We start from the raw sequence: 18,978 nt of genomic DNA on the forward strand, positions 1-18,978 counted from the left end.
TAAAACGGCAGTCCTTAGTCTAGACTGCCGCTTGATTGAAACAAACGTTTTTATTACAAGCCTCTAGCGAGATCCGCCTTCAGGTCGTCGACGTGCTCCAGGCCGATGGCAAGCCGCAGCAGGCCTTCGCTGATGCCGGCACGTGCCCGCGCTTCCGGCGTGATGCGCGCATGGGTGGTCGATGCCGGATGGGTGATGGTGGTCTTGACATCACCCAGGTTGGCGGTGCGGGAAATGATCTGCACTGCGTCCACCACCCGCCAGGCTGCCTCGCGCCCGCCCGTGATCTCGAACGACACCACCGCCCCGCCGCTGCGCTGCTGCTGTTGCGCCAGCGCAAATTGCGGATGGCTTTCCAGTCCCGGGTAGAACACGCGCGCCACCGACGGCTGTTGCTCCAGCCAGCGTGCCAGTTGCAGCGCATTGGCGGAATGCTTTTCCATACGCAGGTGCAGCGTTTCCAGACCGGACAGCAGCACCCAGGCATTGAAGGCAGCCAGGGTCGGGCCGGCGGTACGCACGTGCAGGTAGATCTGCTCGATCAGCTTGTCGTTGCCGACCACCGCCCCGCCCAGCACCCGGCCGTGGCCGTCGAGGTACTTGGTGGCGGAGTGCACCACCAGATCGGCGCCCAGTTGCAGCGGCTGCTGCAGCGCCGGCGAACAGAAACAGTTGTCGACCACCAGCAGGGCACCGGCTTCATGCGCGATGTCGGCGACGGCGGCGATGTCGGCCAGCTCGGTGAGCGGGTTGGACGGCGTTTCCAGGAAGAACAGCTTGGTATTGGGCTTCACCGCCGCCCGCCACGCCTCAGGATCGGAGGCGTCGACATAGCTGGTCTCGATATTGAACTTGCCGAGAATGCTGTTGAACAGGTTGATGGTGGAGCCGAACAGGCTCTGCGACGACACCACGTGATCACCGGCCTTGAGCAGGGTCAGCATGGTGGCCTGGATCGCGGCCATGCCGCTGGCGGTGGCAATCGCGCGCTCACCGCCTTCCATTGCGGCCAACCTTTGCTGGAAGGCGCTGACGGTCGGATTGGTAAAACGGGAATAGGTGTAGCCTTCGATCTCGCCCATGAACATGGCGGCGGCCTGTGCGGCCGTATCAAAGGTAAAGCTGGAGGTCAGGTGCAGGCTCTGGCTGTGTTCGCGGTATTCGCTGGTTTCGCGGCCGGCGCGGATGGCCAGCGTCTCGGGGTGCAAGGAGGGACAGGTGTCTTCGCGCGACATGGTGGGCTCTCGTACGGCGTATGGCTGAAAGACTTTCAACAATAACAAGGGTTGGCCGCAACAGCCAACCCTTGTCGTTATAAAGAAATTCAGATCAGGTTTTGTTCGGCAACATTCAGGTTGAGATCGACCATCTGGTTGCTGCTGTCTTCCTCTTTCTGCTCGCCTGCCGCCTTGCCCTTCTTGCGCGCCGATTCGATGGCATCCAGATATGCCTCGTTGATGTCGCCGGTGATGTAGCAACCACTGAAGCAGGACGCCTCGAACACGTTCAACTCGCGGTTGATGCCTTTGACCGCCTGCTCCAGCGCTTCCAGCTCCTGGTAGATCACCGCATCGGCGCCGATCTCGGCGGCGATCTGCGCGTCGTTGCGGCCGGTGGCCAGCAGCTCGGCACGGGTCGGCATGTCGATGCCGTACACGTTGGGGAAGCGCACCGCCGGTGCCGCCGAGGCGAAGTACACCTTATTGGCACCGGAGTCGCGCGCCATCTGCACGATTTCCTTGGAGGTGGTGCCGCGCACGATGGAGTCGTCCACCAGCAGCACGTTGCGACCGGCAAACTCCAGCGGCACCGGGTTCAGCTTCTGGCGCACCGACTTCTTGCGCACCGCCTGCCCCGGCATGATGAAGGTACGGCCGATGTAGCGGTTCTTGATGAAGCCTTCACGGTACGGCAGGCCCAGCACGCTGGCCAACTGCATCGCACTCTGGCGGCTGGAATCCGGAATCGGGATCACCACGTCGATGTCGATGTCCGCGTACTGGCGGCGGATTTTTTCGGCCAGCATCTCGCCCATCACCAGGCGCGACTGGTAGACCGACACGCCGTCGATCACCGAATCCGGACGCGCAAAGTACACGTATTCGAACAGGCACGGTGCCAGCTGGGTGTTCTCGGCACAGACGCGCGCCTGCATGTCGCCGTCGAAGGTGACATACACACACTCGCCCGGCTGTACGTCGCGCAGCACCTTGAAGCCGGAGCAATCCAGCGCCACCGATTCGGAGGCGAACATGTATTCGGCCTTGCCGTCGACCTCGGTGGCACCCATCACCATCGGACGGATGCCGTGCGGATCACGGAACGCCACCAGGCCGTAACCGGCGATCATCGCCACTACGGCATAGGCGCCCTTGACGCGGCGATGCACTGCTTCCACCGCCCCGAACACCGCATCTGCGGTCAGCATCGCATTTTCGACGCGGGCGGCAATCTCGTGCGCAAACACATTAAGCAGCACTTCCGAGTCGGAGTTGGTGTTGATATGGCGCAGGTCATTGCGGTACATGTCCTGCTTCAATTCGTCGGTATTGGTCAGGTTGCCGTTGTGCGCCAGCACGATACCGAACGGCGAGTTGACATAGAACGGCTGCGCCTCGGCCAGGCTGGATGCCGAGCCGGCTGTGGGGTAACGCACATGACCAATGCCTGCATTACCGAACAGCGAGCGCATGTTGCGGGTGCGGAACACGTCCCGCACCAGGCCGCTGCCCTTGTGCATGTGAAAGGTCTTGCCATTGGCCGTAACGATCCCGGCTGCGTCCTGACCACGGTGCTGCAACAATTGCAAACCGTCATACAACAGCTGGTTTACGGGTGACTGACCCACCACCCCCAAAATTCCACACATAGCTCATCCCCAGACTACACGAGTAAAAACAAGGGGTGACAGCGGATCGCGCCATCACCCCTCTTGGTACTGCTAAAAAAAGCGCACCGCCTGTGCCAGCGTATCTGGCAGCCACGGCCTGGCTGCTATCGCCACCGCCTCGAACGGCGGCACCAGCAAGGCGTCGCGCCAGAAATTCTGTTGCGGCATGGCACTCATCCCACCCAGCATCACCAGCACCGTGACCAGCAGCAAGCCGCGGGCCAAACCGAACACGACGCCAAGAAAACGGTTGACGCCTCCCAGGCCGACCGCATCGATCAGCGCGGTCAGGGTCACGCGAAACAGCGCCGTTGCCAGCCACGTCAGCAGCAACAGCACAACAAACGCGGCAATCAGCTGCAGGCCCTGGCCGGCTAGCGGCATGAAACCGGCCACTTCCGGGGCGAAACTGCGCGCCACCCAGAAGGCCAGCAGCCACGAACACAGCGACAGCAGCTCGGCGGCCAGGCCGCGGAACAGCGCCACGGTCATGGAACCTAAGATGATGGCAAGAATCAGCCAGTCAAGAGCCGTCAGCATCATTGGGTGACGATAATGCCCGACACGCCGGCACGCTCCAGCTTACGCAACGCGGCATCGGCCTCGGCACGGCTGCCGAACGGGCCGACACGTACCCGCGTCACCTCGCCCTTGCTGGTCTGCACCTTGCTGAAACGGGCAGTAATGCCGACTGCGGACAGGCGTTGCTTCAGCGTGCTGATCTTGTCCGCATCGGACAGCGCGGCCAACTGTACCTGGTATTTTTCGACAGCCGCCGCGCGCAGCGCTTCCGCCTCGCGCCCTTCCAGAATTGCCATCGGGTCCGGTGCCGCCTTCTTCTCCGCGACGACCGGCTCGACTTTCCTGTCGGCCGGCCTCGGTGCCGCCGGTTTCGGCTCGGCCGGCTTCGGTTCAGCCGCTTTCGGCACTGCGGGTGGCATCACCGCTACGACCGGAGCCACGACCTGCGGGCGACTGGCTTCGGCGGCGGGCGGAGGCACCAGCACGCTGTCTTCCGGCGGCAGTGTGGCGAGGATGTCGGTTTCCTGCGGCGCCGAGGCTGTTACCGGCGGCTGCACCACGGGTGCCGGTGTCGGCGCCGAGGTCGGCAGGCCGGAGATCTCGACCTGTTCCGGCTTCATTTCCTGCTCCGGCAGCGCGTCCAGCACATTCCACAGCACGCTGGTGGCTACCAGTACCAGCACGATGGCGCCGACCAGGCGGCGACGCGCCCGCTTGCGCAGCATCAGCAGTTCATCGTGGGCGGAAAGAGACATCTGGCGTCCTCAGGCGTGAGCGGATTTTGCGGCCATCACTTCGGCAACGGCATGGAAGGATCCGAAGACCACGATTCTATCATTTTCCCCTGCCGCCGATAAAGCCGCGCGCCACGCCTCGGCGACGCCGGCAAACGGTTTCACCCTGGCCACGCCCTGCGCATGCAGCTGGCTTGTCAATGCTGCGGCGGTTTGGCCGCGCGGCATATCCAGGCCGCCGACAAACCACTCGTCGAACTCGTCTTTCAGCGCCGTCACCACCGCCGGCAGGTCCTTGTCGGACAGCATCGAGAACACCGCAAAGCGGTTCTGCGCGTAGGCCATGCGCTTCAGGCTGTCGGCCAGCGCGCGGGCGGCGTGCGGATTATGGCCAACGTCGAGAATGACCAGCGGCCGCCCCGGCAGCACCTGGAAACGACCCGGCCAATCGACCTCCAGCAGGCCGCGCTTGATGGCGCCGATGCCGACCGGCAGCAGCGGGCGCAGCCCTTCCAGTGCCGCCAGCGCCGCTGCGGCATTGATCATCTGGTACTCGCCGCGCAGCGCCGGCACCGGCAAGGCGTGGCGGTGCACATCACCCATGTGGAACGACCACTGGTGGTCGAGACGGGTGATGCCGAAATCCTTGCCCACCAGCTTGAGATCGGCGCCAAGGTTGGCCGCATGCTGCAGCAGGCTTTGCGGCGGATTGGGGTCGGCGCAGATCGCCAGCTTGCCGGCGCGGAAGATACCGGCCTTCTCGAAGCCGACCAGCTCACGGGTGTCGCCGAGATAGCTCTGGTGGTCGAGATCGACGCTGACCACCACCGACACTTCCGGCTCGAAGATGTTGACCGCGTCGAGACGGCCGCCGAGGCCGACTTCCAGCACCGCGACATCGACCTGCTCGTCGATGAAGGTGTGCATCGCCGCCAGGGTGCCGAACTCGAAATAGGTCAGCGTGGCATCGCCACGCGCCGCCTCGATGGCGGCAAAGCTTTGCACGATGCGCTCGTCGCTGACCGGCTGCATGTTGATGGCGACACGCTCGTTGTAGCGCAGGATGTGCGGCGAGGAGTAGGTGCCGACCTTGAAGCCGGCACGCTCCAGCATGGTGGACAGCATGGCGCAGACCGAGCCCTTGCCGTTGGTACCGCCGACCAGCACCACTGGAAACGTTGGCCGCAAGCCCATCGCGTCGCGCACCGCGCTGACCCGCGCCAGGCCCATGTCGATGGTGGCGGGGTGGATCGATTCCAGATGGGAAAGCCAGTCGTTCAGGGTGTCAAAACTTGCCATGCTTGATTACATCCGTTCGGTTTCAGGGTTGCCGGCGTCGCGGCACCAGCGCACATAGACGCGCAAGGCGCGATGGGTGTCGGCCGGCACCGCATCCGGCCACACCAGCAGCCGGTGGCGGCGGCCGCTGTCATCGCTCACGCACAGCACCACCAGCAGCGGCAAGGCGATACTGGCCGGCAGCAGGCTGACGCGACAGCTCCGGCCGCCCTGCTGCAGTTGCAGTACGCCGCGCATGTCGACGGCAAAGCCGTCGAAGGTTGGCCGCAGCATGCCGCTCTGGCGCAGCACCTGCCAGGCACAGCCCGCGGCCGCCAGCGACACCAGCAGTGCAAGGTCGCGTTCCAGAAAGGACAGTGCCGCCAGCAGTAACAGCAGCGCCACGCTCACTAGTGCGACGGCGATGCGCGACGGCGCCAGCGTGGCGGCAATGGGGCTGATGCGGCTAGCGTGCATCGCGGCGATGGTCAGTCTTCGTCAATGTCGACCGGGGAGTTCATGATGTCGGCGTCAACGGTGTCCAGCAGTGTGGAGTGCACTTCGACGTCAAACCATTCCCAGAAGGTTTTCAGCGAGCGGTCCTGCGGCCACAGCGCCTCGTCCTCATACCAAGACGACAGCTCGATGCGGAACAGCTTGTCGTACATCTCGTCGATGTGGCTGATCGCCTCTTCCGGCTCGTCGAATTCAGGCAAAAGGATCACCGTGCAGTCGGCACGCAGCGCGTCCAGCGACAGTTCGATCATGTCGTTGTCCGGCACGGCATTCAGCCACGCCAGAAACGGGGCCTTGGGCTTGATAACGGCAACAGAGCGATCAACAAAGTACATGGCAAATCCTTTCGCATTGACCTGCAGCGCAGGTCTTCGGTTGGCGCGCATTGTAACAGCGACCGCCCCCGAGGCGAAGGGCGATGCAGCCACATGCTACAATCCGTGTCATTGCAATAAGAAGACAGCCTCCTGCATACCATTATGGCCCTGATTACCGTAGAAAAAGCCTGCCTCGCCTTTGGTCACCACGCCCTGCTCGACAAAGTGGATTTCTCGCTGGAACCCGGCGAAGTCGTCGGCCTGATCGGCCGCAACGGCGCCGGCAAGTCGTCGCTGCTGAAGGCGATTGCCGGCAGCATCAAGCTCGACGATGGCCGCATCAACCAGCAGGGCGACCTCAAGGTCGCCAACGTACCGCAGGAGCCGCTGTTCAGCGAGGGCCACACCGTGTTCGAGGCGGTGGCCGAGGGGCTGGGCGAATTGCAGCAGCTGCTCACCGACTACCACCACATCACCCAGCAGCTGTCCGATCCTGCGGCCAACCATGAGCAGGTGATGGCGCGCATGACCCACATCCAGCAGGAGCTGGAAGCGCGGGACGGCTGGCAGTTCGACGCGCTGATCAGCACCACACTGTCGCATCTCGACCTCAACCCGGACACACTGGTCAGCGACCTGTCCGGCGGCTGGAAAAAACGCGTGGCGCTTGCCCGTGCCCTGGCCTCGCGCCCGGACGTGCTGCTGCTGGACGAACCGACCAACCACCTCGACATGAGCGCCATCGAGTGGCTGGAAGGGCTGATGAAGAACTTCAGCGGCAGCGTGCTGTTGATCACCCACGACCGCCGCTTCCTCGACAACGTCGCCACCCGCATCATCGAGCTGGATCGCGGCATCCTGCGCAGCTATCCCGGCAGCTTCAGCGCCTATCAGGTGCGCAAGGCGGAAGAACTGGCGATCGAGGAAGAACAGAACCGCCTGTTCGACAAGTTTCACGCGCAGGAAGAGGTGTGGATCCGCAAGGGCATCGAGGCGCGCCGCACCCGCAACGAGGGCCGCGTGCGCCGTCTGGAACAGATCCGCCGCGAACGCGCCTCGCGCCGCGAACGGGTCGGCCAGGTCAACTTCCAGCTCGACGCCGGCGAACGCTCCGGCAAGCTGGTGGCCGAGCTGGAGCACGTCAGCAAGGGTTTTGACGGCAAGCAGCTGATCCGCGACTTCACCACCCGCATCCTGCGCGGTGACAAGATCGGCCTGATCGGCCCCAACGGCGCCGGCAAGACCACGCTGCTGAAGCTGATCCTGGGCGAACTGGAGGCCGACAGCGGCAGCATCAAGCGCGGCACCAAGCTGGAAGTCGCCTACTTCGACCAGTTCCGCACCCAGCTGGACGAAGAGACCAGCGTCGCCGACATCATCAGCCAGGGTAACGACTTCGTCGAAATCGGCGGCCAGAAGAAGCACGTGATGAGCTATCTGGAAGACTTCCTGTTCTCGCCGCAGCGCGCGCGCAGCCCGGTGAAGTCGCTGTCCGGCGGCGAGCGCAACCGCCTGCTGCTGGCGCGCCTGTTCACCCGCCCGGCCAACGTGCTGGTGCTGGACGAACCGACCAACGACCTCGACATCGACACGCTGGAGCTGCTGGAAGAGCTGATCGAGCAGTACAACGGCACCGTGTTCCTGGTCAGCCACGACCGCGCCTTCCTCGACAACGTGGTGACGCAGGTGATCGCCTTCGAGGGCAACGGCAGGCTGGAAGAGTATCCGGGCGGCTACCAGGACTGGCTCGATACCAAGGCACGCATGGCGGCGCTGAAGCAGGAAGCGCCGCGCAAGGAGGCTGCGGCCAACGTCGAGGCCGCCAAGAACGAGCGCGACCGCAGCAACCGCACGCAAAAACTGAGCTTTAATGAAAAGCGCGAGCTGGAACGGCTACCGGCGGAAATCGCGGCACTGGAAGGCGAGCAGGCCGAGCTGAACCAGAAGCTGCTGGACCCGAACGTGTACCGTGACGTGCCGCAGGACGCGCGCCAGTGGCAGGCGCGCATCGAGGAAATCGAACTGCTGCTGCTGGAAAAACTCGAACGCTGGGAAACCCTGGAGAGCAAACAGTCATGACCCGCCGCTGGCCCGCCCTCTTGCTACTCGTCCTGCTGGCGGGCTGCGCCAGCGCTCCCTCGAAAACCGCCGTCAAGTCCAAGCCGCGCCCACCGGCAGCGGCCAACCTGTCGGCGCTCAAGGCCGACGGCGTCAGCCGCGAAATCCTGCTCTACACCCTGAGCCTGCTCGACATCGACTACCAGTTCGGCGGCAGCAACCCGGAGGCCGGCCTCGACTGCAGCGGCATGGTGGCCTACATCTACCAGCACGCCGCCGGTATCAGGCTGCCGCACAATGCGGCGCAGATCGCGGCGCTGGCGCGGCCGATCGGCAACCACCAGCTGCAGGTCGGCGATCTGGTGTTCTTCAACACCATGAACCGGCCGTTCTCGCACATGGGGCTCTATATCGGCGACGGCAAGTTCGTGCACGCGCCGCGCAGCAACAGCGTGATCCGCGTCGACCGGCTGGACAACCGCTACTTCGCCAGCCGCTTCGAGGGTGCGCGCACCCTGTTCGGCTGAACCTGATGCGCACCGCGCCCTGGCGGCAGCGCTGGCAGCAGTGGCAGTCGCTGCGCCCGAAACTGCACCGCGACGGCGCCTCGCTACCGGCCGCACTGCTGTTGGCCAGCCTGCAACGGCAGCTCGACGGTGAGCAACTTCAGGTCATTTCCCTGCAGTTGCAGCCAGAGGAAAGCGTGCTGGAGCTGGATATACAACAGCCGCTGCGTGCCCGCCTGCAATTATTCTTCTACTTCGGCGAGCTCGACTGGCCCAAACGCACCCTGCTGATCCACTACCGGCTGCAGGGCACACCACACGACAACGGCCTGATCCGGCGCGCGCTCGGCGCCCTGCTGCTGACGGCGCTGGACGCCGGCCTCGGCAGCCACCTGCTGCAAAGGTTGGCCGCAGAGCTGGCTTTCCTCGACATCCAGCCACAATACATCGTCGTCCACCTCGACCAACTACCACCGTTTACCCGCTGGCAGGAACAGTCTTTTCCGGGCAAATCCCTCGCCCGCCACCTGCAACTGAAGTCCATCACCACCCCGCCCGGCCACCTGCGCCTGACCCTGGGCTGGCACAGGCAAGGGTAATCCCCTATGTCATGCCGCTTTGCAAGGGCAAATGACTATGCTCTTATAGGCACACACCGCTAGACGGTGGCGGCGTTGGAGAGCGCCGCAAAAGAACAAGGCCACAGAGCCTCACAACACATTAGGAGAAAACAGTGCAATTGCTGCTTGCCTTGTCGCGTCTTATCGACGCGATCAACGCACGCATCGGTCAGGCTGCGTCTTGGCTTGTCCTGGTGGTCGTGCTTATCAGCGCGGGTAACGCTGTGGTGCGCAAACTGTTCAACATCAGTTCGAACGGCTTGCTGGAAATCCAGTGGTACCTGTTTTCTGCCATCTTCCTGCTGGCAGCCGCCTACACCCTGCAAAAGAATGAACACATCCGTATCGACCTGCTGGTCGGCAAGCTGTCCGCGCGCGGCCAGGCCGTGGTCGACATTGTCGGTACCCTGCTGTTCCTGATGCCGGTCTGCTACCTGCTGATCAGCTTCGGGTGGCCGATGTTCCTCGACGCCTGGCATAGCGGCGAGATGTCGTCTGACGCCGGCGGCCTGGTGCGCTGGCCGGTATTCCTGCTGATTCCGACCGGTTTTGTACTGCTGATGGCACAAGGCCTGTCCGAGCTGATCAAGCGCGTTGCCTTCCTGCAGGGCCTGATTCCGAATCCGGCCATCAAGTCTAACGACCCGCACAAGGAGCCGGTATGAGCCTGGATCTGATGGCCCCGATCATGTTCGTGTCGCTGATCTTCTTCCTGCTGATCGGCTACCCGGTTGCCTTTGCCCTGTCCGCCGTCGGCCTGCTGTTCAGCTGGATCGGCATCCACTTCGATCTGTTGCGCCCCGAGCTGTTGCAGGCCCTGCCCAACCAGGTCTACGACATCATGCGCAACGACACGCTGCTGGCGATCCCGTTCTTCACCTTTATGGGGCTGATCCTGGAACGCTCCGGGCTGGCGGAAGACATGCTGGACACCATCGGCCAGCTGTTCGGCACCATGCGCGGCGGCATCGCCTACGCTGTGGTCTTCGTCGGCGCGCTCTTGGCCGCCACCACCGGCGTGGTGGCCGCCTCGGTGATCTCGATGGGGCTGATCTCGCTGCCGATCATGCTGCGCTACGGCTACGACACCCGCATCGCAACCGGCGTGATCGCCGCCTCCGGCACACTGGCACAGATCATTCCGCCGTCGCTGGTGCTGATCGTGCTGGCCGACCAGCTGGGCACCTCGGTCGGCGACATGTACGCCGGCGCCATGCTGCCCGGCCTGCTGCTGTGCGCGTTCTACGCCGTGTTCGTCTTCATGGTGTCGATGGTGAAACCGCAGTGGGTACCGGCGCTGCCTCCGGAGGCCCGCACCCTGCGTGGTGCGGCACTGGGCAAGCGCGTGGTGCTGGTGATGATTCCGCCGCTGCTGCTGATTTTCCTGGTGCTGGGCACCATCTTCCTCGGCATTGCCACCCCGACCGAGGGCGGCGCCATGGGCGCGGTCGGCGCCATCATCCTGGCGATGATGAACCGCCGCCTGGACATCCCGCTGCTGAAGCAGGCGATGGACTCCACCGTCAAGCTGTCCACCTTCGTGGTGTTCATCCTGATCGGCGCCCGCGTGTTCCGCATCGCCTTCCTCGGCGTTGACGGCGACAAGTGGGTCGAGCACCTGCTCACCAGCCTGCCCGGCGGTGCCACCGGCTTCCTGATTGCCGTCAACTTCATGGTGTTCTTCCTGGCCTTCTTCCTCGATTTCTTCGAGATCGCCTTCATCCTGGTGCCGTTGCTGGCGCCGGTGGCTCAGAGCCTGGACATCAACCTGGTATGGTTCGGCGTCATCCTGGCGGTGAACATGCAGACCTCCTTCATGCACCCGCCGTTCGGCTTCGCGCTGTTCTACCTGCGCAGCGTGGCACCGAAGGAAGTGAAGAGCACGCAGATCTACTGGGGCGCAGTACCTTACGTGGTGATGCAGCTGATCATGGTCGGCGCGCTGATCGCCTTCCCGGCGCTGGTCACCGGCTCGCTGCACGCCGAGGTGAAGACCAACGCCGACGATGCGGCATCGATCATGCAGCAGATGGAGGCAACACCGGGCAGCGACCTGCCGCAGGATATCGAAATTCCGACCGGAGAAGCCTCGTCAGCCGAAAGCGACAGCCAGCAGTCAGACGCACTGCTCAAGGAACTGACTGGCCAATAAGCGGCAAGCGAGGCATCATGCCAATGGCAACACGCCTCGCGCCAAACCCGTAACCGCATTACCGATAACATCCTCAGGCGGCATGTATCGCCCGGGACACACAGCAAGCACAACACAAAGGAGATTACGGTGGAAAGACGTTCGTTTCTGAAAAAAGCCGGTGCAGCCGGCCTGGTAGGTGCCGGGGTATCGGCATCGGCACTGGCTGCAGACAGCCCGGCCATCCGCTGGCGTCTGGCATCCAGCTTCCCGAAAAGCCTGGAGACCATCTACGGCGGCGGCGAGCAGCTATCCAAGCGCGTGGCCGAGCTGACCGGCGGCAAGTTCCAGATCCGCGTATTCCCGGGTGGCGAGATCGTGCCGGGTACCCAGGTGCTGGATGCGGTACAAAACGGTACCGTCGAATGTGGCCATACCTGCGGCTATTACTATGTCGGCAAGAACAAGACCTTCGCCTTCGACACCACCATGCCGTTCGGCCTGACCTCGCGCCAGCAGAATGCCTGGCTGTACTACGGTGGCGGCATGAAGTTGCTGCGCGAATTCTACGCCAAGTACAACATCGTCAACTTCCCGGGCGGCAATACCGGTACCCAGATGGGCGGCTGGTTCCGCAAGGAAGTGAAATCGCTGGCCGATCTCAAGGGCCTGAAGATGCGCATTCCGGGCTTCGGCGGCGAGATCATGGCCAAGCTGGGCGCGGTACCGCAAACCCTGGCTGGTGGCGACATCTACCCGGCACTGGAAAAAGGCACCATCGATGCCACCGAGTGGGTCGGCCCCTATGATGACGAGAAGCTCGGCTTCTACAAGGTCGCCAAGCACTACTACTATCCGGGCTTCTGGGAACCCGGTCCCAACATCTCTTTCTACGTTTCCAAGAAAGAATGGGACAAGCTGCCTGCCGAATACAAAGCCGCTTTCGAGGCTGCGGCCGCCGAAGCCAACATCAGCATGCAGGCCGAGTACGATGCCAAAAACCCGGTGGCGCTGGTCAGCCTGCTGCAAAAAGGCACCAAGCTGCACCAGTATCCGGCCGACGTGATGAAAGCCGCACAAAAAACCGCCTTTGAACTGTACGAACAGGAAGCGGCAAGGAATCCGGATTTCAAGAAAATTTACATCGAATGGAAGAAATTCCGCACCCTGCAACACGGCTGGTTCAACCTGGCCGAGAGCAAGATGGAGAACTTCATGTACGCCAACCGCGTCAAGTAAGCCCGCCATCTGTCACGGAAACCGCGCCACGGGCGCGGTTTCTGCCATGCAAAACCACCTTGGTCTCTCCCCGGTGCATGCCAGTGCAGTGGCCCTGCGTTTCCATCATCGCCGGCAACTGGGCATGACGCCCGAGCCCTGCCCCGCTACAATGGCGCGATGAACTCACCGCGCTTTGTCCACCTACGTCTCCACTCCGAATTTTCCATCACCGACGGCATCGTACGCCTTGATGATGCCGTAAAGCGCGCCGTCAAGGACGGCATGCCGGCACTGGGCATGTCCGACCTGATGAACATCTTCGGCATGGTCAAGTTTTACAAGGCCTGCCGCGGCAAGGGCATCAAGCCTATCGTCTCCTGCGACATCTGGCTGGAAAACGAGGACGACCGCGACCAGCCGTACCGGCTGCTGCTGACGGCGAAAAACCGCGAGGGCTACCGCCGCCTGTGCGAGCTGCTGACCCGCGCCTTCACCTATAACCAGTACCGTGGCCGCGCCGAGATCAAGCGCGCCTGGCTGGAAGAAGGCGACAACAGCAACCTGCTGTGCCTGTCCGGCGCCCACCTCGGCGACGTGGGCGTGGCGTTCGCCAACGGCAACGCCGATGAGGCGCGCAGCCGCGCCGAATACTGGATGCGGCTGTTCCCCGGCGCCTTCTATCTGGAACTGCAGCGGCTGGACAACCCGCAGGTGGAAAACATCGTGCAGTCCACCTTGTGGCTGGCCGGCGAGACCGGTCTGCCGGTGGTGGCCACCCATCCCATCCAATTCATGGCCCCGGACGACTTCAAGGCGCACGAGGCCCGGGTGTGCATTGCCGAAGGCTACACCCTGGGCGACAAACGCCGCCCGCGCGACTTCCGCGACTGCCAGTACTTCCTGTCCGGCGATGAGATGGTTGCGCGCTTCGCCGACATCCCCGAAGCGCTGGAAAACACGGTGCAGATCGCCCGCCGCTGCAACATCAACGTGGTGCTGGGCAAAAACTACCTGCCGGACTTCCCCACCCCGGACGGCATGACGCTGAACGACTTCCTGGTATACGAAGCCAAGCGCGGGCTGGATGCGCGGCTGGCGCAGCTGTACCCGGACCCGGCCGAGCGCGAACGCCGCCGCCCGGAATACGACACGCGGCTGAAGTTCGAGTGCGACACCATCATCCAGATGGGCTTCCCCGGCTACTTCCTGATCGTGGCCGACTTCATCCAGTGGGGCAAGGCCAACGGCTGCCCGGTAGGCCCGGGCCGCGGCTCCGGCGCCGGCTCGCTGGTGGCCTACAGCCTCAGCATTACCGACCTCGACCCGCTGAAGTACGCGCTGCTGTTCGAGCGCTTCCTCAACCCGGAGCGGGTATCGATGCCCGACTTCGACGTGGACTTCTGTCAGGAAAACCGCTGGCGCGTGATCGAATACACCCGCCGCAAGTACGGCGAGGAGGCCGTCAGCCAGATCGCCACCTTCGGCACCATGTCGTCCAAGTCGGTGATCCGCGACGTTGGCCGCGTGCTCGACCTGCCGTTCGGCCTGTGCGACAAGCTGTCCAAGCTGATCCCGCTGGAGGCCAACAAGCCCTTGAGCCTCGAAAAGGCGATGGCCGCCGAGCCGCAGATTGCCGAAACCATCGAAAGCGAAGGTGCAGGCGAGCTGATCGAGCTGGCGATGAAGCTGGAAGACCTCACCCGCGGCATCGGCATGCACGCCGGCGGCGTGCTGATTGCCCCCGGCAAGCTCACCGACTTCTGCCCGCTGTACATCGCCAGCGGCGACGGTGCCGCGCCGGTATCGATGTACGACAAGGACGACGTAGAACAAATCGGCCTGGTGAAGTTCGACTTTCTGGGCCTGCGCAACCTCACCATCATCGAGTTGGCGCAGAGGTACATCAAGGATCTGAGCGGCGAAGACGTAGACGTGGCCAAGCTGCCACTCGACGACCAACTGGCGTACAAGGTGTTTGCCAGCGGCAACACCACCGGCGTGTTCCAGTTTGAATCCACCGGTATGAAAAAGATGCTGGTGGAGGCCAAACCCAGCCAGTTCGAGGAAATCATCGCCTTCGTCGCGCTGTACCGCCCCGGCCCGATGGACCTGATCCCGGACTTCATCCAGCGCATGCACGGCGCCAGGTTCGAGTACCTGCATCCGCTGCTGGAGCCGGTGCTGGCACCGACCTACGGCATCATGGTGTACCAGGAGCAGGTGATGCAGGCGGCGCAGGTGTGCGGCGGCTACAGCCTGGGCGGCGCCGACCTGTTGCGCCGCGCCATGGGCAAAAAGAAGGTCGAGGAGATGGTGGCGCAACGCGCCATGTTCGTGAACGGCGCCGCCGGCAAGGGCCTGAGCGAGGAGAAGGCCAACGAGATCTTCGACTACATGGAGAAGTTCGCCGGCTACGGCTTCAACAAGTCGCACGCCGCGGCCTATGCGCTGGTGGCCTACCACACCGCCTGGCTCAAAGCACACCATGCGGCCGCCTACATGGCCGCCACCATGTCTACCGAACTGGACAACACCGACCAGTTGAAGGTGTTCTACGACGACGCCAGTGACAACAAGAACGGCCTTGCCTTCCTGCCACCGGACGTCAACCACGGCTTCTACCGTTTCGTGCCGATGGACCGCAAGCACATCCGCTATGCGCTGGGTGCCATCAAGGGTACCGGCGAAGCCGCGGTCAACCATATCGTCGCGGTGCGCAATGCAGGCGGCAAGTTCAACAGCCTTTTCGACTTCTGCAACCGCACCGACAAGAAGCTGGTGAACAAACGGGTGATCGAGGCACTGATCCGCGCCGGCGCCTTCGACAGCATCGAGCCCAACCGCGCGCTGCTGTTCAACAACGTGGCACTGGCGATGACCGCCGCCGAACAGCAGGCGGCCAACGCCAACCAGGGCGGCCTGTTCGACATGTTCGACGACGGCAGCGCCCCCGGTGTCGACATGGTGGCGTGCAAGCCGTGGCCGGCCGCCATCCAGCTGGCCGAAGAGAAGATCGCCATCGGCTTCTACCTGTCCGGCCACCCGTTCTCGGCCTACGAGAAGGAAGTGCGCGGCTTCATCAAGACCCCGCTGGCACGCCTCGCACCCAAGCGCGAACCACAGCTGCTGGCCGGTTTCGTCACCGGCATCCGCACCAAGGTCGGCAACCGCGGCAAGATGGCCTTCATCACGCTTGACGACGGCAGCGCCAAGCTGGAAGTCAGCCTGTTCGCCGAGGCCTTCGACGCCAACCGCAACAAGCTGAAAGACGATATGGTGCTGGTGGTGGAAGGCAAGGTCAGCGAGGACCGCTTCAGCGGCGGCATGCGCATCATCGCCGACAGCCTGTACGAACTGGGCGAGGCACGCAGCCGCTATGCACGCAGCCTGGCCGTGCGGATGGACCGGCGCCACGACGTGACCACGCTGCGCAACATCCTGACACCGTACCGTAGCGAGGATGCCGGCTGCCCGGTACGCATCAGCTATAACAACGGCCAGGCCTGCGGCGACCTAATGCTGCCGCCGGAATGGGGTGTACGTCTCGATGACGGCCTGTTGCTGACACTGCAGGACTGGCTGGGCGAAGAGACGGTCAGGGTTCTCTGGTAAGCCCGGCATGCGGCCAACGTTGGCCGCATGCCGGCACGTACCCGCTGTGCTAACATGGCGCGCAGTTTTCAGGAACCGCCAGCCTGCACACGGCAGGCATGCGAACCATCCCCCAAGGCTGGCCGCAAACCATGGCAGGAAAACCGGCGGCGCAGGATTGAGATTCCCGCCGTCAGCCCCACCTGCATTGCACTGAATTTTTCAAAACCGGCACCACGCTGCCACCATCAGACAGGACACCTCATGGCCATCATCGTTAACGGCGTTGAAATTACCGACGCAATGGTACAAGCCGAGCTGGAAAACCACACCGACACCCCCAGCCCGCGTGACGCCGCAATCCAGCAACTGGTACTACACCAGTTGCTGCTGCAACAGGCCCGGGAAAGCGGTTTCGACACCGCCAACGAAGGCCAGGCCATTGGCACCCTGCTCGACAAGGAACTGCAATTCGTTCCAGCCGACGAAGCCGCCTGCATCGCCTTCTATGAGGCCAACCCGCAGCAATTCAAGCAAGGCGACAGCGCCCGGGCCAGCCACATCCTGTTCCCGCTGGGTAGCGGCGATGAGCTGTCCGCCACCCTGGCACGCGCCAAGGCAGAAGGTGTACTAGCCGAAGTACAGGCCAACCCGTCGCGCTTTGCCGATCTGGCACGCGAACACTCCACCTGCCCGTCCGGCAAGCAGGGCGGCGACCTCGGCCAGTTCGGCCGTGGCCAGATGGTGCCGGAATTCGAACAGGCAGTATTCGGTACCGACACCGGCCACATCACCCCGCACCTGGTAGAGACCCAGTTCGGCTACCACATCATCCAGGTCAACGCACGCAACGAAGGCGGCCAGCTCGCCTTTGACGACATCAAGGACCGCCTGGGACAGTACCTGAACGAAATGGCCGGCCGTCAGGCAATGCACGACTACCTGACCAAACTGGTCAGCGCCGCCAAGATCGAAGGCTACACCATGCCCGGCCTGAACTAGGGCTTGTTAATACTTGCTTTGTCGCGGCCAACACCCTGGACCGCACCACGCACCCGGCAACCCTGCCGGGTGCGGCTTTTCGGCACTCCCCCCCCTCCCGGCGGCAAACCATACCGCACGATGGCACGGCCACCAGTCCGCAAGACAGGAAAACGAAACCGGCCATCGCCCTGCCCGTCTCAGAGCCTGTTCAAAGTCTTTTTGCAGCCGCAAAAAGACCTTGAACAGGTTCTCAGGCAAAACCATGCCGACACCTGCGATCAAGCCGTTTTCAAACAATCGTTTCATGGTAAATTATGCAGGGCTGGCAACCTGACACAGCTGCCTTGCCGGGCAAACAACACACCAATCAAGCCGGCACGCCATGCGTGCCGGCCACTTTCGCAAGGAGTCAACATGTCCGATCTGAAAACCCAGTTTGAACAAGCACAAAAAGATGTCACCACCCTGGCCGAACGCCCGGACAACCAGACCATGCTGCAGCTGTACTCCCTGTTCAAGCAAGCCACGGCTGGCGATGTCAGCGGCGAACGTCCGGGCATGATGGATTTCATCAACCGCGCCAAGTACGACGCATGGGAAAAACTGAAAGGCCAAAGCAGCGAAGAAGCCATGCAAAACTACGTCAATGTCGTCAAGTCGCTGATGGCCTGACGCAGCTGCCCGCCGACAACCCGACAAGGCCGGCCTGACACCGCACCGTTGCGGCCAGGGTTGGCCGCAACGCTCACACCTGCACCGACGGCACACTCTTCATGCAGCGCAGCGTGAAGTGCGAGCGGCTGTGGCGGATGCCGGAAATCCTGTACAGCTTTTCGCGCAGAAAACGCTCATAGCCGGCAGTGCCATCGACGGCGACCTTGATCAGGTAGTCGTATTCACCCGATACCAGATGCGCCTCCAGCACCTCCGGCAGCGCCGCCAACTCCTCACCGAAACGCGCCAGGGTGTCTTCCTCGTGCGCATTGAGGGTAACCTCGATCATGACCGTATCCGGCAATCCCATCTTCTGCTGGTTGATCAGCGCGACATAGCCCTGGATGTAGCCATCGTTTTCCAGCTGCCGGGTATGGTTCCAGCATGCCGACGGAGACATGCCGACACGCTCGGCCAGCTCGGCATTGCTGAGGCGTGCATTGCGCTGTAACTCGCGCAGAATCTTCCGGTCCTGCGCACTGATGGCGTGATTGTTTTCCGACATTTTCATTTCCGTGAAATATTTTCCAGAAAAATGAAAATAACAAAAATATCCTGCACAAGATAGCACTTTGCGATAGCGCATTAGAAAGCCTGTTCCGCGGTGCACGGGTTACAGTCTGTTCATGGTTCAAACCAGTGCAGCCTGGCAGCTACCAGCCGTCAGCCACGCCGGCAACACCTCCCTGCCGGTACTGCAGACAGGCCGCCCATCCGGCGACAAGCGCCACAAGACGGACACAATCCGCCAGCCGGCGATAACTGGCACCAGCGACCGGGGGCCATGCCCGGGGACAATAAATGCTGCCGGCGCGGAATCTGGCAGCAGGCTGCGGCCAACCTTTCACGCCAAAGGTTGGCCGCATGTCCTTTGGCAAGCGCAGCGGGAAACAATG

17 protein-coding genes are annotated in these 18,978 nt (G+C 62.9%); 9 read left to right on the forward strand and 8 right to left on the reverse strand.

Annotated elements, in window-relative coordinates:
• Positions 1–53: 53 nt before the first annotated feature.
• The 7 genes from IE083_RS04250 to IE083_RS04280 form a co-directional block, all read right to left on the reverse strand.
• A complete protein-coding gene (locus tag IE083_RS04250; RefSeq protein ID WP_189352390.1) occupies positions 54–1,235 on the reverse strand; it encodes an O-succinylhomoserine sulfhydrylase in 1,182 nt (393 codons plus the stop codon).
• Positions 1,236–1,324: 89 nt separating this feature from the next.
• Entirely contained in the window at positions 1,325–2,869 is a 1,545-nt protein-coding gene (purF, locus tag IE083_RS04255) for an amidophosphoribosyltransferase (protein WP_189352391.1), read from the reverse strand.
• A 72-nt stretch (positions 2,870–2,941) separates the two neighbouring features.
• A complete protein-coding gene (locus IE083_RS04260) occupies positions 2,942–3,433 on the reverse strand; it encodes a CvpA family protein (protein ID WP_229799599.1) in 492 nt (163 codons plus the stop codon).
• On the reverse strand, positions 3,430–4,167 hold the full coding sequence (locus IE083_RS04265; RefSeq protein WP_189352392.1) for an SPOR domain-containing protein: 738 nt from the start codon (positions 4,165–4,167) through the stop codon (positions 3,430–3,432). The genes IE083_RS04260 and IE083_RS04265 overlap by 4 nt, the downstream gene beginning before the upstream one ends.
• Before the next feature lie 9 nt (positions 4,168–4,176).
• Positions 4,177–5,445: a bifunctional tetrahydrofolate synthase/dihydrofolate synthase gene (folC, locus tag IE083_RS04270; protein ID WP_189352393.1), complete on the reverse strand. Its 1,269-nt coding sequence runs from the start codon at positions 5,443–5,445 to the stop codon at positions 4,177–4,179.
• A 6-nt stretch (positions 5,446–5,451) separates the two neighbouring features.
• On the reverse strand, positions 5,452–5,901 hold the full coding sequence (locus IE083_RS04275) for a protein YgfX (protein WP_189352394.1): 450 nt from the start codon (positions 5,899–5,901) through the stop codon (positions 5,452–5,454).
• An 11-nt stretch (positions 5,902–5,912) separates the two neighbouring features.
• Positions 5,913–6,275, reverse strand: coding sequence for a hypothetical protein (locus IE083_RS04280; protein ID WP_189352395.1), 363 nt, complete (start codon positions 6,273–6,275; stop codon positions 5,913–5,915).
• A 144-nt stretch (positions 6,276–6,419) separates the two neighbouring features.
• Between IE083_RS04280 and IE083_RS04285 the strand changes: the two genes are divergently transcribed.
• From IE083_RS04285 to IE083_RS04325, 9 genes are all read left to right on the forward strand, one after another.
• The gene (locus IE083_RS04285) at positions 6,420–8,336 is read left to right on the forward strand and encodes an ATP-binding cassette domain-containing protein (protein WP_189352396.1); all 1,917 of its coding nucleotides are present in this window, start codon (positions 6,420–6,422) and stop codon (positions 8,334–8,336) included.
• Positions 8,333–8,842 carry a C40 family peptidase gene (locus IE083_RS04290; RefSeq protein WP_189352397.1) on the forward strand — a complete coding sequence of 170 codons (510 nt, stop codon included), beginning with the start codon at positions 8,333–8,335 and terminating at the stop codon, positions 8,840–8,842. The genes IE083_RS04285 and IE083_RS04290 overlap by 4 nt, the downstream gene beginning before the upstream one ends.
• A gap of 5 nt (positions 8,843–8,847) precedes the next feature.
• Positions 8,848–9,420: a hypothetical protein gene (locus tag IE083_RS04295; protein ID WP_189352398.1), complete on the forward strand. Its 573-nt coding sequence runs from the start codon at positions 8,848–8,850 to the stop codon at positions 9,418–9,420.
• A gap of 134 nt (positions 9,421–9,554) precedes the next feature.
• Positions 9,555–10,106, forward strand: a complete 552-nt coding sequence (locus IE083_RS04300) for a TRAP transporter small permease subunit (protein WP_189352399.1) — start codon at positions 9,555–9,557, stop codon at positions 10,104–10,106.
• Complete coding sequence (locus IE083_RS04305) at positions 10,103–11,593, forward strand: TRAP transporter large permease (protein WP_189352400.1); 1,491 nt, start codon at positions 10,103–10,105, stop codon at positions 11,591–11,593. Before IE083_RS04300 ends, IE083_RS04305 begins: the two co-directional genes overlap by 4 nt.
• 129 nt (positions 11,594–11,722) lie before the next feature.
• On the forward strand, positions 11,723–12,811 hold the full coding sequence (locus IE083_RS04310) for a TRAP transporter substrate-binding protein (RefSeq protein ID WP_189352401.1): 1,089 nt from the start codon (positions 11,723–11,725) through the stop codon (positions 12,809–12,811).
• A 159-nt stretch (positions 12,812–12,970) separates the two neighbouring features.
• The gene (gene dnaE / locus IE083_RS04315) at positions 12,971–16,405 is read left to right on the forward strand and encodes a DNA polymerase III subunit alpha (RefSeq protein WP_189352402.1); all 3,435 of its coding nucleotides are present in this window, start codon (positions 12,971–12,973) and stop codon (positions 16,403–16,405) included.
• A gap of 243 nt (positions 16,406–16,648) precedes the next feature.
• Positions 16,649–17,386 carry a peptidylprolyl isomerase gene (locus IE083_RS04320; protein ID WP_189352403.1) on the forward strand — a complete coding sequence of 246 codons (738 nt, stop codon included), beginning with the start codon at positions 16,649–16,651 and terminating at the stop codon, positions 17,384–17,386.
• 396 nt (positions 17,387–17,782) lie between these two features.
• Positions 17,783–18,040, forward strand: coding sequence for an acyl-CoA-binding protein (locus IE083_RS04325; RefSeq protein WP_189352404.1), 258 nt, complete (start codon positions 17,783–17,785; stop codon positions 18,038–18,040).
• Positions 18,041–18,113: 73 nt separating this feature from the next.
• Here the strand turns inward: IE083_RS04325 and IE083_RS04330 are convergent, their stop codons facing one another.
• Complete coding sequence (locus IE083_RS04330) at positions 18,114–18,587, reverse strand: Lrp/AsnC family transcriptional regulator (RefSeq protein WP_189352405.1); 474 nt, start codon at positions 18,585–18,587, stop codon at positions 18,114–18,116.
• Between the last annotated feature and the right edge of the window lie 391 nt (positions 18,588–18,978).

It is taken from the genome of Vogesella fluminis (assembly GCF_014652335.1).
GTDB classification, from domain to species: Bacteria; Pseudomonadota; Gammaproteobacteria; order Burkholderiales; family Chromobacteriaceae; genus Vogesella; species Vogesella fluminis.